Annotated in this window: 12 protein-coding genes; 2 read left to right on the forward strand and 10 right to left on the reverse strand. The window is 46.2% G+C overall.

Annotated features, from left to right (window positions below; all coding sequences use genetic code 11):
• Positions 1-2 precede the first annotated feature (2 nt).
• Positions 3-3,245, forward strand: a complete 3,243-nt coding sequence (locus AT705_RS09075; RefSeq protein ID WP_058796350.1) for a type I restriction endonuclease subunit R — start codon at positions 3-5, stop codon at positions 3,243-3,245.
• Positions 3,246-3,899: 654 nt separating this feature from the next.
• On the opposite strand, the gene AT705_RS09080 is transcribed toward AT705_RS09075, so the two are convergent.
• Positions 3,900-4,868, reverse strand: a complete 969-nt coding sequence (locus AT705_RS09080) for a WD40 repeat domain-containing protein (RefSeq protein ID WP_058796351.1) — start codon at positions 4,866-4,868, stop codon at positions 3,900-3,902.
• Positions 4,869-5,060: 192 nt separating this feature from the next.
• Complete coding sequence (locus AT705_RS09085) at positions 5,061-6,248, reverse strand: NAD(P)/FAD-dependent oxidoreductase (RefSeq protein ID WP_058796352.1); 1,188 nt, start codon at positions 6,246-6,248, stop codon at positions 5,061-5,063.
• Positions 6,249-6,620: 372 nt separating this feature from the next.
• Here AT705_RS09085 and AT705_RS09090 point away from each other — a divergent pair, with 372 nt between their 5' ends.
• Positions 6,621-8,735 (forward strand): S8 family peptidase, encoded by a 2,115-nt coding sequence (locus AT705_RS09090; RefSeq protein WP_058796353.1) that lies wholly within the window; start codon positions 6,621-6,623, stop codon positions 8,733-8,735.
• 699 nt (positions 8,736-9,434) lie between these two features.
• Here AT705_RS09090 and rpoS read toward each other — a convergent pair.
• The 8 genes from rpoS to ftsB all read right to left on the reverse strand — a co-directional run bounded on the left by rpoS (position 9,435) and on the right by ftsB (position 15,273).
• Positions 9,435-10,418 (reverse strand): RNA polymerase sigma factor RpoS, encoded by a 984-nt coding sequence (rpoS, locus tag AT705_RS09095; protein WP_058797954.1) that lies wholly within the window; start codon positions 10,416-10,418, stop codon positions 9,435-9,437.
• Positions 10,419-10,473: 55 nt separating this feature from the next.
• The gene (locus AT705_RS09100) at positions 10,474-11,298 is read right to left on the reverse strand and encodes a peptidoglycan DD-metalloendopeptidase family protein (RefSeq protein ID WP_058796354.1); all 825 of its coding nucleotides are present in this window, start codon (positions 11,296-11,298) and stop codon (positions 10,474-10,476) included.
• Positions 11,299-11,378: 80 nt separating this feature from the next.
• Positions 11,379-12,017, reverse strand: a complete 639-nt coding sequence (locus tag AT705_RS09105; RefSeq protein ID WP_058796355.1) for a protein-L-isoaspartate(D-aspartate) O-methyltransferase — start codon at positions 12,015-12,017, stop codon at positions 11,379-11,381.
• A 5-nt stretch (positions 12,018-12,022) separates the two neighbouring features.
• Positions 12,023-12,772, reverse strand: coding sequence for a 5'/3'-nucleotidase SurE (gene surE, locus AT705_RS09110; protein WP_058796356.1), 750 nt, complete (start codon positions 12,770-12,772; stop codon positions 12,023-12,025).
• Positions 12,753-13,817 (reverse strand): tRNA pseudouridine(13) synthase TruD, encoded by a 1,065-nt coding sequence (gene truD, locus AT705_RS09115; RefSeq protein WP_058796357.1) that lies wholly within the window; start codon positions 13,815-13,817, stop codon positions 12,753-12,755. The genes surE and truD overlap by 20 nt, the downstream gene beginning before the upstream one ends.
• 1 nt (position 13,818) lies before the next feature.
• Positions 13,819-14,298: a 2-C-methyl-D-erythritol 2,4-cyclodiphosphate synthase gene (gene ispF, locus AT705_RS09120; protein WP_058796358.1), complete on the reverse strand. Its 480-nt coding sequence runs from the start codon at positions 14,296-14,298 to the stop codon at positions 13,819-13,821.
• Positions 14,295-14,996, reverse strand: coding sequence for a 2-C-methyl-D-erythritol 4-phosphate cytidylyltransferase (gene ispD, locus AT705_RS09125; RefSeq protein ID WP_058796359.1), 702 nt, complete (start codon positions 14,994-14,996; stop codon positions 14,295-14,297). The genes ispF and ispD overlap by 4 nt, the downstream gene beginning before the upstream one ends.
• Positions 14,989-15,273, reverse strand: coding sequence for a cell division protein FtsB (gene ftsB, locus AT705_RS09130; RefSeq protein WP_010383879.1), 285 nt, complete (start codon positions 15,271-15,273; stop codon positions 14,989-14,991). Before ftsB ends, ispD begins: the two co-directional genes overlap by 8 nt.
• Between the last annotated feature and the right edge of the window lie 50 nt (positions 15,274-15,323).

Below are 15,323 nucleotides of genomic sequence, written 5' to 3' on the forward strand. Positions count from 1 at the left end.
TGATGAAATTCACAGAAGAACGGCTAGAACAAGCCATTATTGAACTGCTAGGGAAAGAAGGCTATTCACATACTCGTGGTGAGGCGATTGAGCGAGTACCTGAAGATGTGCTGATTAAGTCCGATCTTCGTGAATTTCTAGCCAAACGTTATCAAGCGGAAGGTATTACAGCTTATGAGATAGAGCAAATTATCCATAAGCTTGAGTATCTCCCAGCTTCAGATCTTTACGATACCAATAAAGCCATAATGAAGTTTGTCTCTGATGGTTTTTTGCTCAAGCGTGAAGATGCAAGTCAGAAAGATTTATACATTCAGCTCATCGACTTTGAAAGTGCTGTTGCAGCTCTTGAATCAGAGGCTAGAGGCCAGCCAAAAGTCGCTGAAACGAGTCTGAGTTACTTGCCAAAGCAAGACGGTAATATCTACCGCATTGTTAATCAAATGGAGATACAAGGCTATGAGCTGCGTATCCCAGACGGGATTCTTTACATCAATGGCTTACCTCTTGTGGTATTTGAATTTAAGAGTGCGATTCGTGAAGAAGCGACTATCTATGATGCGTATAAGCAGCTTACCACTCGTTATGATCGAGATATCCCTGAACTATTCAAATACAACGCTCTGTGTGTGATTAGTGATGGTGTGAACAGCAAAATGGGGTCGTACTTTGCCCCATACGAGTTCTTTTACTCTTGGCGTAAAATTACGGGTGAAGAGAAGCTAGACAAAGACGGCATTGATTCACTGTTTACGATGATCAGCGGCTTGTTCAATAAGAAACGCCTTACCGATGTGATTCGTCACTTTATCTACCTACCAGATACCTCAAGCAAACAAGAGAAGATTGTTTGTCGTTATCCTCAGTATTATGCAGCAACAAAGCTTTTTGCCAATATAAAACAACATATGAAGTACTTTGATGAGTACGGAAAGTTGGTGAGTGGTGATGGTAAAGGTGGTACGTATTTTGGTGCGACTGGTTGTGGTAAGAGCTACACAATGTTGTTCCTATCTCGTCTACTGATGAAAGATGTCGAACTGGGTAGTCCCACTATCATTCTCATCACTGACCGTACTGATCTAGATGATCAGCTTTCAGGTCAATTCACTAATGCAAAAGGTTACGTGGGTGATCAAAATATCATTAGCGTAGAGAGCCGTGCTGAACTTCGAGAACACCTGAAAGGGCGTAAAAGTGGCGGTGTATTCTTAACTACCATCCATAAATTTACGGAAGAGTTGGAGCTGCTGACTGAGCGAACCAATGTCATTTGTATCTCGGATGAAGCACACCGTAGCCAAACCAATTTAGAACAGAAAATTACCGTTACTGAAGACGGCGTGAAAAAGACTTACGGCTTTGCTAAGTATCTTCACGACTCTTTACCAAACGCTACCTATGTCGGTTTTACTGGTACACCGATTGACGCAACGTTGGATGTATTTGGTGCGGTTGTCGATAGCTACACAATGACAGAATCGGTTTACGATGAAATTACTGTTCGTATTGTGTATGAAGGTCGAGCAGCAAAAGTGCTACTTGATGGTCGCCAGCTTGATGAAGTCGAAAAATACTATAAAGAGTGTGAAGACGCTGGAACAAATGAATATCAAATAGATAAAAGCAAAACGGCTATGGCAAGTATGTCTACCATACTGGGCGACCCAGATCGCATCAAAGCCATAGCGAAAGACTTTGTTGAGCATTATGAGAATCGTGTTGAAGAAGGCACGACTCAAAAAGGCAAAGCAATGTTCGTTTGTAGTAGTCGTGAAATCGCTTACCAGTTCTATAAAGAACTGCTTAAGCTTCGCCCTGAGTGGGATGAAGTAAAAGTCTGTGAAGACGGCGCAACTCTATCAGAAAGTGATAAGAAGAAAGTGAAGCCGATGGAACGAGTCAAGATGATTATGACTCGTAGCAAAGACGATGATAAAGCTCTCTGGAACAAACTCGGCAATAAAGAGTACCGTAAAGAGCTGGATCGTCAGTTTAAAAATGGTAAATCGAACTTCAAAATCGCTATTGTGGTTGATATGTGGTTAACGGGCTTTGATGTGCCGTTCCTTGATACCATCTACATTGATAAGCCTTTGCAAAAGCATAATCTTATCCAAACCATTTCGAGAGTAAACCGTAAATTTGAAGGTAAAGAGAATGGTCTGGTAGTCGATTACATCGGCATAAAAAAACAGATGAACCTTGCACTTTCCCAATACACAGCAGGGCAAGATCAGAACCTAGAAGACATTAAACAGTCGGTCATTATCGTTAAGGATCACCTGAGCCTGTTGGATGGGCTGTTCTATAAGTTCGACTCTAAGCCTTACTTCAATGGTACTCCACTAGAGCAGTTACATTGCTTAAATGCTTCGGCTGATTTTGCACTAAGAACCAAGAAGTTTGAAAAGACGTTTATGGATCTGACCAAACGTCTTAAATCAGCTTATGACATTTGTGTGGGTAGTAGTGAGCTGACCAAAGAGCATAAGGACAAGATTCACTATTATCTAGCGGTTCGAACCATCGTCTTTAAGATCACTACGGGTGGTGCGCCAGATGTTGACCAGATGAACAGCAGAGTTAGGGACTTGGTTAAAGGTGCGCTGATAAGTGATGGTGTTGAGGAGATCTTTAAACTGGGTGAGAAAGACGGCGGTGAGATTAATATTTTCGATGACGATTATCTTGCCAAATTGGAGATGGTGAAACAGCCAAACACTAAACTTCAACTTCTTCAGCAAATGCTTGCTAAAGCGATTGGCGAGTTCAAAAAGACCAATAAAGTGAAAGGTGTCGATTTCACTAAGAAAATGAATATGTTGGTTGAAAAGTACAATGAGCGTGATGAAAAGGATGTACTTCGCTCGGAAGTAATCAATGATTTTTCTGATGAAATTATCAACCTTTACAATGAACTACGGACTGAAATGGCTTCATTTGGTGAAATGGGGATAGATTTTGAAGAAAAAGCCTTTTACGACATTCTCATTTCATTGGCTCATAAGTACGACTTTACCTACCCAGAAGAGAAGCTGCTTGACCTATCTAAAGAGGTGAAGAAAGTCATTGATGATAAAGCGAAATACACCGATTGGAACAAGCGAGACGATATCAAAGCTGAATTACACTTTGATCTGATCATTTTGCTCGATGAGTGGGGTTACCCACCAATTGATCGTGATGAAGTGTATAAAGAGATTTTTGAGCAGGCTGAGAACTTTAAGCGCAATGCGGCTTAGAGAAATATAAATTGTACTAGCTCAAACTTGACCTGACAGCTTCTATTGGTAATCACACTGATTCAGCTCAAATTTTATCGATGCCCAATCTAGTTGGTTTGACTAGTCACCTGACAACCGACTCGGCCCCATTTATAGAGTTTATGTAGCAAGTGATCCTGGAAACACTCAGCACAGATGATACCCCTCATGATACCCCTCATGATACCCGGGAGATTAGCTTACAGGTAACGCCTTAGTTCAAGCGGCATTTGTTGCTGGCAAAGCGATGGTCAATACCTGACAAGCGCTTGAGCAACATGGTACTTAGTAAATTTTTCAAAGACTTACCACCCTGCTTTTGACGCTAGCTGTGTGTGCATATTGGTATCGAGTAGCAGGTCTCGTCTTCGCCTTGCGCCGAGCTGGTCGTTCAGTACACAAATTTGCATCAGCTTAAGGCGCGGGAAGAAACTAAAGCGAGGAAGCCTTCCAGCACCAAGACAGCGGCTTCCAATTTGAATTACAGTATAAAAGTACGACGTTTTCTGGTCTCAGACACCTCTTTTCGAGTGGAAGTAATACCACCTAAACCAGTGTCCGGTTTTATTGAATTACAATAAAATCAGCCTTTTGAGCAATTTAAACGGCATACCGTTTTGCCCTCATATGGGCTTAAAGCAGCGTTTTCACTGGCCAAGTTTCCACAACCCCGTCATTTGTTTCACTGATGACCACTTGCCTGGACTCATCCATCGCGATGCTTAATACTGACGCTCGATCCCGGCCATCGACTTTATTCGCCATAAACTTAGCAATTAAATCTCCATCTGCAACGCGCCAGATCTGCACTTTTTGATTTGGCGAGGCAGTGAGTAACCACTGATCATTGTTAATAAATGCCGACTGATTAAACTCTATGAAGTTGCTATATGTAGACAAGGACGCGCTTAACGCTTGTGCTTTTAAATCTATAAATTGACGAGAATTCACAGAGTCCAGTACGAACGCCATGGTCGCATCTTCGTTAAGAGAAACATGATTGATTCTGGTTGAAAATTTATAAGATTGTAATTCTTTGCCTGTTTGTACATCCCACAACTTAACGAATTTGTCGCTGGAACCTGTCATTGCAGTGCGCCCGTCAGCAGACAGCGCCACGGTGTTTACATCTAACTCGTGTAATGTGTGCTGTGCTCTACGATTGCTTCTGACATTTATCACTTCCGTTATGCCGCTTCTGTAGCCTAACAGTAGCGTTTGACCGTCGCGGGATATCGCTATATCTCTAATAATATTTTCACCGCTGGTCCACGCGCCTAACAGCTTGCCCGACTTCGCAGAAAACAGGCTAACAGACAGCCTGTTGGATGTATAAAATACACTGGCGTTGTCAGCGATACCTGTCAGCTCAATATTTCCCTCCGCGATACAGGGGAATACTTTTTTATCTGAGATGTTACTCCACAGGCACACTTCATCTTGCCTTGCAATAACAGACAAAGCACCGTCATGAGATAGGTCTGACGATTGTACTAACCCTGAGCCATGTTTCTTTTGAGCACTTGCGGGTGATTCAAAATGAGAGTCAAACAAGCAGCCCGTCAATAGTAATGACAAGGCCGTTGCGGATATTTTTTTCATCTTAATAATCCTTTCAGTATTAGGCACTAAGGCTAATCATCTTTGTCCGTAAAAACGTTCACAGCGAAAGCTCTTACCCTCAGCATATTCCAACAACTTACCTGATTGTAGTGGCATAGTAAAATTGGTCATCTAATAAGAAGGTTAGATGACCTACCCTTAGCAATGTAGAACTTTATTACTACATCCCACCTAACACGCCTGTCCGCATGCCCATCCGCAACTCCAGGCATACTGGAAATTGTAACCGCCGAGCCAGCCGGTGACGTCGGTGACTTCGCCGATAAAGTACAGGCCTGGGGCTTTTTTGGCTTCAAAAGTTTTGGAGCTAAGTTCGTCGGTGTCGACGCCGCCTAAGGTGACTTCGGCGGTGCGGTAGCCCTCTGTACCATTGGGTTTGATGTGCCAGTGGTGCAGTGCATAGGCCAGGGTGTCGATTTCACTGTGGCTGAGCTGGTTGGCATTTTTGTCCGGGACAGTTTGTTCGCTGATCAAGACCTCGACAAAACGCTTTGGCAGTACAGTACTCAGTAAGTTTTTCAGAGACTTACTACCCTGTTCCTGACGCCAGTCGTGCAATTGTGCCTGCATATCCGCCTCTGGCAGCAGGTTCACAATCACGCCCTGTCCGGCACGCCAGAACGAGGAGATCTGCAAAATCGCAGGGCCCGACAGGCCTCGATGGGTAAACAGCAGGTTTTCTTTGAAACTGGTGCCATCTTCACTTTGCGCAGTGCAAGGGAGGCTAACGCCTGCCAGCCCGTCAAAACGGGCTTTGTCATGGTCATGCAGAGTAAACGGCACCAGTGCCGCCATGGTCGGCAGAACCTTAAGGCCAAACTGCTCAGCAATTTTGTAACCAATCGGCGTGGCACCCAGTTTAGGCATGGTCAGACCGCCAGCAGCGACTACCAGAGACTGACAGCTAAATACCTGCTCAGAGGTCGTTACAATATAGCCACCCGTGTCAGTGCGTTCGACCTTAATCACCTCATTGCGCAGGAATACTTCAACCCCAGCCCAGTCGCACTCTGTTAACAAAATATCGACTATGTCCTGAGCACTGTTATCACAAAACAGCTGGCCGAGCGTTTTATGGTGGTAGGCCAGGCCGTGTCTGTCCACCAGCTCGATGAAATCATGCTGGGTGTAGCGGCTCAGGCAGGATTTCACAAAATGCGGATTGGCGCATAAATAGTTCTGTGGTGTGGCACCCTCATTGGTAAAATTGCAACGACCACCGCCGCTAATGAGTATTTTTCGACCGGCTTTTTTGCCCATATCAACCACCGCCACACTGCGGCCCCGATACCCTGCTTGTGCCGCGCACATCAGGCCAGCCGCGCCCGCGCCGATGATCACCACATCAAAATTCAACATTGTATATTGTGTCCTGAAAAAGTTATGCAGGTATTGTATCAACTTATACCCAAGAGGTGGAGCAATGCGGTTATTTAGCAAACAAAGGCACATAATTTTATCACAACTAGTAATAAAATATTAACCATTTACAATCATTTACAATACTAACTAAATCATACCTCATCCTGTAACAAAGAATAATTATGCAATAAAAACAATGGACTATTGCAATAAACGAACTATCTAGCCATCCACTTATAACAAAAACAAAAGTGTAAATAACAAAACAGCACTTTAAATACTTTAACCACTTCTTTACCTTCGATAACCATCTGCTTGCACACGCAAACAGAACAACAACAACAAGTAAGAAACTAGGGAATTCTAAGAATGACAACACGTAACCTAAAAATCGGCGCAGTTGCGCTGGCAATGACAGGCATGTTTGCCGCGACTAATGCAATGGCAAACAACTTTGAAGCACTCAACAACAGCGTTAGCATGGCGCAGTTGAGCCAGAAGATGGAAAGCCAGAACACAGCCGGTACTCAGTTCATCATCAAATATAAAGATAACAGCAGCCAGCTTATGTCTGTTGCCGGTGCAGACATGTCACCAGCAATGATGAACTCGCGTGCTCAAAGTTTCGTGAAGAACTTCAAAAGTAAGAAAAAATCTTCACTACAAACCAAGTACGTTCGTAAAATGGCATTGAGCAACCACCACGTAATGCGTGTTGACAAGAAACTAAGCGCTGCTGAAGCACAAAGCCTGATGCAGGAAATGGCAGCAACTGGCAACATCGAATACATCGAAATCGATCAGATGCTACAGCCTTTCGCAACACCTAACGACCCACGTTACTCTGATCAGTGGCACTACTTTGAAGCAAACGGTGGTATCAACGCACCAGCGGCGTGGGACAAAGCAACCGGTAGCGGCGTAGTTGTTGCTGTACTGGATACTGGTTACCGTCCGCACGCGGATCTGAGCGCTAACCTGCTACAAGGTTATGACATGATCTCAGATGTGTCTGTTGCTAACGATGGTGGCGGTCGTGATAGCGATGCACGTGACCCGGGTGACGCGGTTACACGTAACGAATGTGGTTATACGCACAGTGCACGTGATTCAAGCTGGCACGGTACACACGTAGCAGGTACTGTGGCTGCGGTATCTAACAATGGTGAAGGTATTGCCGGTGTTGCTTACGACGCGAAAGTCGTACCAGTTCGTGTACTTGGTAAATGTGGTGGTCTGACTTCAGATATCGCTGACGCTATCATCTGGGCATCAGGTGGTTCAGTTTCTGGCGTACCTGCAAACGCTAACCCAGCTGACGTAATTAACATGAGTTTAGGTGGCAGTGGTTCATGTAGCTCTACCACTCAAAATGCAATCAACACAGCGCGCGCAAACGGCACCACAATTGTTATTGCAGCAGGTAACGACAACGACAACTCTGCAAACTACAACCCAGGTAACTGTTCTGGTGTTATCAATGTTGCGTCTGTAGGTCGTAACGGTGGTCGCGCTTACTACTCAAACTACGGTTCAAACATTGATGTTGCAGCACCAGGTGGCGCACAAAGCTTTGCTAATGATCCAGAAGGTGTTCTGTCTACCTACAACTCAGGCAGCAACACGCCTTCAAGCGACAGCTATGCGTATTCACAAGGTACATCAATGGCGGCACCTCACGTAGCGGGTGTAGCGGCGCTTATCAAGCAAGCTAAACCATCTGCAACGCCGGATGAAGTAGAAAGCATCCTGAAAAGCACAACTCGCAGCTTCCCTGCAACCTGTACTAGCTGTGGTACTGGTATCATCGATGCGTCAGCGGCGGTAGATGCAGCACTTGGCAACGACAATGGTACTGGTGGCAACGAGTTGGAAGACGGCGTAGCGAAAACAGGCCTGTCTGGCGGCGCAAGCAGCGAAACATTCTACACTTTTGACGTCACCAGTGGTGTAAGCAAAGTTACCTTCACTATGAGTGGCGGTACCGGTGATGCTGACTTGTACGTACGTGCAAACGCTAAGCCGACTCAAACAACTTACGACTGTCGTCCATACGAAGGTGGTAACAACGAAGTATGTACAATTGATAACCCATCGACTGGTACTTACCACGTAATGATGCGCGGTTACTCTGCATACAGCGGTGTTAGCCTGAAAGCTGAAACAGCCGGTGGTTCAACGGGTCCTGTTGAATTAAACGAGTCTAACCTGTCTGCAAGCACAGGCGGCTGGGTTCAGAAGTCTCTAGAAGTACCTGCGGGTATGAGCAATCTGACTGTTACCATCTCTGGTGGTACTGGTGATGCTGACCTGTTTGTGAAGCAAGGCAGTGTGCCTAGCAGCTCAAATTGGGACTGTCGTCCTTATAAAGGCGGTAACTCTGAAACCTGTACTTTCACTAACCCGCAAGCGGGTACCTGGTACTTCGGTCTTAACGCTTATCGCTCGTTCTCAGGCGTAACGTTGAACGCTAAAGCTCAATAAGCACTTTCCCCAGGCTTTTAAAAAAGGGCTAAACCTTAGGGTTTGGCCCTTTTTTATGCCTTGTGGTTGGAAGTATTGAGCTGTTTACTCTGGTATGTTGATGATTGCCCTACCGGATGACGGGTGACAGTGTGATATGTCAGATTGATGAACAAGATAAACAACAGTGTTGGCTGTTGGTGGGTCCTGTATCAAGTACGGGATGACGTTCGTATCAAGGACGGAGTTATGTTCGTATCAATTACGCGGTGGCGTTCCTATCAAGTACGGGGTGATGTTCGTATTTAGTAAGGGATGACGTTCATATCAAGTATGGGATGATGTTTGTACCGAGTACGGGATGAAGATCCTATCTAGTAAGGGGTGACCGTCCAGGTCATGAAGTCGATGTTCAGACAGGCTTGTCGTGTTACCGGTTCATAAGCCCTGTAGCGATCGGCTGGGAGGTGTATTCAGCGCGAATTAGGGAAGCCAGTTGAAACTTGTGAGTATGGACTGGACGCTTAGACAGCAGATACCAAGAATCATTAATACCAGGCTCTGTTTAAGCATGGTAATCATTGGGTTATTAAAATAAAAGTAGAAAAAAGCAAAGGCATTTGGAGATGCGTGAGTCATTCGAACAACAGAATGACTCTACGATGTGTGCTCAGCAGCGCCACAGGAATAAGGCAATAAAAAAATGCGCTGCGAGTGTACTTACATTTGTTCAAACAAGCTGTCGGTGCTTAGCCCCTCGTGTTGTAAAATGTCTTTTAAGCGACGCAGTGCTTCTACCTGAATTTGACGTACACGCTCACGTGTTAAACCAATCTCACGCCCTACATCTTCCAGTGTCGATGGCTCGTAACCCAGTAACCCAAAGCGACGTGCTAACACTTCTCTTTGTTTCGGATTCAATTCACCTAACCAGTCGACAATATGGCGGTTGATGTCTTTGTTCTGCACTTCGCTTTCAGGCTCGTAACCACGCTCATCTGCAATAATATCCAGCAATGCCTTATCATTATCACCACCAATGGGTGTATCCACAGAAGTGATTTTCTCGTTCAGACGTAACATCTTACTGACATCTTCAACCGGTCTGTCGAGTGACTCTGCGATTTCCTCAGCGGTCGGCTCGTGATCCAGTTTTTGCGTCAGCTCACGTGCAGTACGAAGATACACATTGAGCTCTTTGACTACGTGGATAGGTAAACGTATGGTACGAGTCTGGTTCATAATGGCCCGTTCAATGGTCTGACGGATCCACCAGGTCGCGTAGGTAGAAAAGCGGAAACCACGCTCCGGATCGAACTTCTCAACAGCCCGGATAAGGCCTAAGTTTCCTTCTTCAATCAGGTCAAGCAGTGCCAGGCCCCGATTGTTGTAACGGCGCGCAATTTTAACCACCAGGCGCAGGTTACTTTCGATCATGCGTTTGCGCGACGCCTCGCAGCCTTTCAAGGCCTTACGTGCGAAGTAAACTTCCTCTTCTGCACTGAGCAGTGGCGAAAAGCCAATCTCTCCCAGATACAACTGAGTTGCATCTAAATTCTTAACGCTGTCGTCCTTGGCGAAAAGGTCTTCATCATTCTCAATATCTTCCAGCAGCTCCGATTTGGGCTCCTCTACTGAGACATCTTCAAACTTCTCGTCCAACTCTGGATTTACTTTACTATTCAATTTTGCTGTTTGAGCCATAAGCATCCCCCCAAGCGAATAAGTGACAGTCTTCCATCATTACGTCGATAGGCTATTATTTAGGCAAGTACCTACTAGGATTTACGGCTTGTCCCCGGTAACGGATCTCAAACCGCAACGCAACAGATGATGCGTCTGTATCTCCCATTTCGGCAATTTTTTGCCCGGCTTTAACTTGCTGCTGCTCTCTTACTAGCAATTTGGAATTGTGGGCGTACGCGCTAAGGTAATCATCTGTGTGTTTCAGAATGATCAGATTGCCGTATCCCCGTAATGCACTCCCTGCGTATACAACAACGCCATTTGCCGCAGCCTTAACAGATGTTCCCTTTTTATTTGTAATCTGAATTCCCTTATAGCCGTTTTCTTTGACAGAAAAACGTCGGGTCACCTTACCAACTGCGGGCCAGCGCCATCGTACCTTATTATTTGACAACTGCTTGGTATGACTGGATTTTTCGCTGGCTTGCTTTTGAACATACTCTCGTTGCTTAGGTCGATCAAGCTCTTTTTTCGGTGAAATGTTATTTTTTTGTTTTTTATCGGTTAACTTTACGGTTTTTACTGGCTGCTTTTTAGGCGTTTTATGCTTCTTTTTCGGATATTCTAATAAGATGAGTTGACCGGGGAAAATGGTGTAAGGAGGCTTAATTTTATTGATTTTGGCAACAGTTCTAACATCCTTATTTGCACTAAAAGCAATAGCAAATAAGGTATCACCTTTTTTAACCTTATATTGATTATTTTTTATTTGAATTTTTTGTTTATAACTGGTCTTACCTTTAGAGAGGTTCACAACCGGAGCGGGAGAATGTGGCGTCGTACATGCGGCCAGAAAATAGCACAATAGCAATAAAATATTGATGCGCGCCCGATTCATGCCTTGATTACTTTCCGCTTGTTAATTCGACCATCCACTTTAGCATACTCGTATGGATTTTCTCGCCTTTTTTGTAACTTCTAGCTCAGTGCACCTGGGATCAGTGGCACAAAACGCACCTCGGCCAGTTTGTTTTCGATAAACTGCTGACCTTTTCTTTGGTACACAGTGAGCACCTGATATTGCTCCCCCACGGGAATAACCATCACACCGCCTTCCGAAAGCTGTTCTAACAACGCCTGCGGAACTTGGGCTGCCGCTGCGGTGACGATGATACCATCATAGGGGCCTTTCGACGCCCAGCCCTGCCAGCCATCCCCATGCTTCATGGCGACATTGTATAAATCCAGCATATGCAAGCGACGTTTTGCCTGCCATTGCAGTGCCTTGATCCGCTCTATGCTGTACACCTCATCGAACAGCTGGGCCAGCACCGCGGTTTGATAGCCGGATCCTGTGCCAACCTCTAGTACTTTTTTGCGTACCCCAGCCTGGCGTAGCAACTCCGTCATTCTGGCAACCACCAGCGGCTGAGAAATAGTCTGGCCCTGACCGATAGGCAACGCCGTATTTTCATAGGATTTATGCTGCAATACGTCATCGACAAACAAGTGGCGAGGCGTGATCTCCAGACAATTCAAGACCTCTGGGTCACAGATCCCATTACGACTCAGAGTAGCAACCAGCGCTTCGGCACTGCGTTTGTAGTTTTTGAGCAATGTGCTTACTCCTGCTCAGCGATCCAGCTTGATAAAGGATCCAGACTCTCATGCGCTGTCATGTCTACTTTCAGAGGGGTAATGGCGGCATACCCCTGCTTAACCGCATAAAAATCGGTGCCTTCGCCCGCATCCAGTTCCTCGCCCAGTGAGCCATACCAGTACACGTCACGGTTCCAGGGGTCCAACTGCCGGGTCATGGTTTCGGCTTTGTGTCGTGCGCCCAGGCGAGTCACTTGCATGCCTTTGAGCTCAGATAGGGGAATATCCGGCACATTGATATTGATGATCTGATCTTTCGGTAGCGGATGACTTTTTAACGCCTTAATGAGTTTAACCGTGACAGCCGCAGCGGTTTCATAATGTGCTTCACGTTTTGAACACAAAGACACCGCAATGGCAGGTAAACCCAGATGGCGACCTTCTGTCGCGGCAGCAACCGTACCTGAGTAAAGCGTATCGTCGCCCAAATTCGCCCCATTGTTGATACCGGCCACCACCAGATCGGGGGCTTCGTCAAGCAACTGATTAACCCCAAGGTGAACACAGTCTGTGGGTGTTCCATTGACACTCACAAAGCCATTTTCAAGCGTGGTTGCCCGCAGTGGATTAATCAGTGTTAACGAGTTACTCGCACCGCTGCAATTGCGATCTGGCGCAATGACCACCACCTCGGCAATTTCGCATAGCGCTTTGTACAGTACTTCTATTCCTTTAGCATGTACTCCATCATCATTACTGAGCAGGATCTTCATCTTGGTTGCTTCCTTTTTTATCATAATTGCGATGACTGACATCCTCATGATGCACCAGCTCTCGCAGTATCGCGGTGGCATAACACCCTTTCGGTAAATCAAAACTAAGCTGAATGGTCGTCGCGTCGAGTGTTTTCACCACGAGGTTTTCGGGGATCACCCTTAGGGCACGGCGCTCATTTTTAAGCCCCAAAGCGCCCAGCCCCTGCCACCAGTCGGCAAAGGGTTTAAGCCATTCTATTTCAAGTGCAGTCAGGCCTTTTTCGCCTTTACCCAGCAAAGGAGCTGACAACACAATATCGGCTTCAAGTAGCCGGACAATCAGCGCATCACTGATGTCTTCTTCAAAAAATGCATTACTGCCACTGAGCATGAAAACTTCACGGTGCCAGGTTTTTGCCAGGCCATGCTCAGCAACCCTCCTTGAAACCAGCTGATTAAAAATGTGTGAGCGCGCCGCAGAGATCACCAAACCGCGTAATTTTTTATCACGGATCCGCTCTCCTTCAAACAACCTTTGTGCCATTTCCAGGTTGTAACCATCATGGCCAAAACGCTGCTCACCAAAATAGTTCGGCACCCCTTGGCGTACGGCGTTTATCCGCGACAACAAATCTAACGGCTCACTGACATTACGTAATGTGATGGTAAAACGATTACCCTTGTGACACCCGGTGCGCAATTTTCGATTGTGGCGCACTTGTTTCACCACAAACAGGCTGTCGCTGTTCAGCTCACTGAAATCCAAAGAGTGTTTTATTGGCACCGGGACACTGAACCACTGAGTACATACACCGTGACGGTCTTTGAGTCCGCCATAGCTAACATCTCTTGGCGCAACGCCTGCAAATTCGGCCAGCTTGCGGGCAATAAAGGCTGTGTTCTCGCCTTTTTTTACCACCTGCAGACAGACATGCTCCCCTTCCCCGGTAAATTCAATATCGAGGATTTCATCCACCATAAAGTCTTCAGGCTGAGACTTAAATTCAGCACGCGCTAACGGCTCACCGTACAAATAGTTAAGCGCAGATACACAGGTTTTCACGCTAAGCCACCTTAGTCAGTAATACCACGGCATGGCTGGAGATCCCTTCTTTACGCCCTTCAAAGCCCAGTTTTTCCGTGGTGGTCGCTTTCACATTGATCTGGCCAATATCGGCCAGGCAATCTGCCGCCAGATTAGCGCGCATCGCATCAATGTGCGGGCGCATTTTTGGTGCCTGTGCAACAATAGTGACATCCAGATTACCAAGCTGATAGCCCAGTTCGCTGACCTGTTCCATCACTCTGCGCAGCAAAATACGGCTGTCGATGTTTTCAAACTCAGCAGCCGTATCGGGAAAGTGTTTACCAATGTCGCCCAGCGCCAGCGCGCCAAGTAAAGCATCACACACAGCATGAATGGCCACATCACCGTCGGAGTGTGCGATAAACCCTTGCGTGTAGGGGATCTTCTCACCACAAATGGTTAGCGGGCCTTCACCACCGAACTTATGAACATCAAACCCGTGACCTATGCGTATCATAATGACCTCGCTTTGCTTTGTTGTGACATCAGAAAACTGGCCAATGCATAGTCTTCTGGTGTGGTAATTTTAATGTTATCTGAGCGACCACTGACTAACCGAACAGGTTGCCCGGTCAGCTCAACGGCTGAGGCCTCATCGGTGATCTGCGCATTATTTTGCTGTGCCTGTTGCAACGCATTGAGCAATTGATGATAAGGGAAAAACTGCGGTGTCAGCGCCTGCCATAATGTTGCTCGTGGCACAGTCTCTTCACTGTGGCTGGTGCCACGTTTAATGGTGTCTTTGACTTTACTCGCCAAAATGCCACCTTCCTGATTTTTCAGGCACTGCTCAATCAAGTTGATAATGTCACTGATTTCCACCAGTGGTCGAGCTGCATCATGCACCAGTACCCAGTCTGGCGGGGTACTTTGCATCGCCAGCAAGGCATTGAGCACAGAGTCAGATCGCTCCTGCCCACCAGTTACCCGGCTGACTGCAAGACCACTCAAGTCCAATTCATCAAAGTAGCCATCCGTTTCACTCACGGCCACATACAGTTTATTCAGCTGTGGTATTTGAGCCAATTTACCAAGAGTGTGCTCAAGCACCGTTTTGTCGCCAATTTTCAGATATTGTTTGGGGTGATTCAGTCCCATTCTGGCACCCACGCCAGCAGCAGGAACAACCGCTGAAATTGTAGTTGGTTTATTCATCGTGCTTCTTTGACAGTACGCGGATAAAGGTTTCGTTAGGTTTGATCATGCCCAGCTCATGGCGTGCCCGCTCTTCAACCCCTTCGAGTCCAAGTTTAAGATCTTCGATATCCGCTCTGAGTAATTTATTACGTTTGGCCAGATCGGCATTGGCAGCCTGATGTTTGTCTACCGCCGTTTTGATACGCCTGAAGTCTTCAAGACCATTGTGTCCAAACCACAAGTTATATTGGGTATAGGCACACAGGCATAGCAATGCAAGTTGGAAATATCGCATTCGGGCTACCTTAATTGCTTTACAGGATCATGCATTGCACCTGGCAATGT

This window comes from Pseudoalteromonas rubra (assembly GCF_001482385.1).
GTDB classification, from domain to species: domain Bacteria; phylum Pseudomonadota; class Gammaproteobacteria; order Enterobacterales; family Alteromonadaceae; genus Pseudoalteromonas; species Pseudoalteromonas ardens.

Coding starts and splice junctions, on each gene's coding strand:
- AT705_RS09075 (WP_058796350.1), top strand. CDS start 3: ATGAAATTCACAGAAGAACGGCTAGAACAAGCCATTATTGAACTGCTA.
- AT705_RS09080 (WP_058796351.1), bottom strand. CDS start 4,868: ATGAAAAAAATATCCGCAACGGCCTTGTCATTACTATTGACGGGCTGC.
- AT705_RS09085 (WP_058796352.1), bottom strand. CDS start 6,248: ATGTTGAATTTTGATGTGGTGATCATCGGCGCGGGCGCGGCTGGCCTG.
- AT705_RS09090 (WP_058796353.1), top strand. CDS start 6,621: ATGACAACACGTAACCTAAAAATCGGCGCAGTTGCGCTGGCAATGACA.
- rpoS (WP_058797954.1), bottom strand. CDS start 10,418: ATGGCTCAAACAGCAAAATTGAATAGTAAAGTAAATCCAGAGTTGGAC.
- AT705_RS09100 (WP_058796354.1), bottom strand. CDS start 11,298: ATGAATCGGGCGCGCATCAATATTTTATTGCTATTGTGCTATTTTCTG.
- surE (WP_058796356.1), bottom strand. CDS start 12,772: ATGAAGATCCTGCTCAGTAATGATGATGGAGTACATGCTAAAGGAATA.
- ispF (WP_058796358.1), bottom strand. CDS start 14,298: ATGATACGCATAGGTCACGGGTTTGATGTTCATAAGTTCGGTGGTGAA.
- ispD (WP_058796359.1), bottom strand. CDS start 14,996: ATGAATAAACCAACTACAATTTCAGCGGTTGTTCCTGCTGCTGGCGTG.
- ftsB (WP_010383879.1), bottom strand. CDS start 15,273: ATGCGATATTTCCAACTTGCATTGCTATGCCTGTGTGCCTATACCCAA.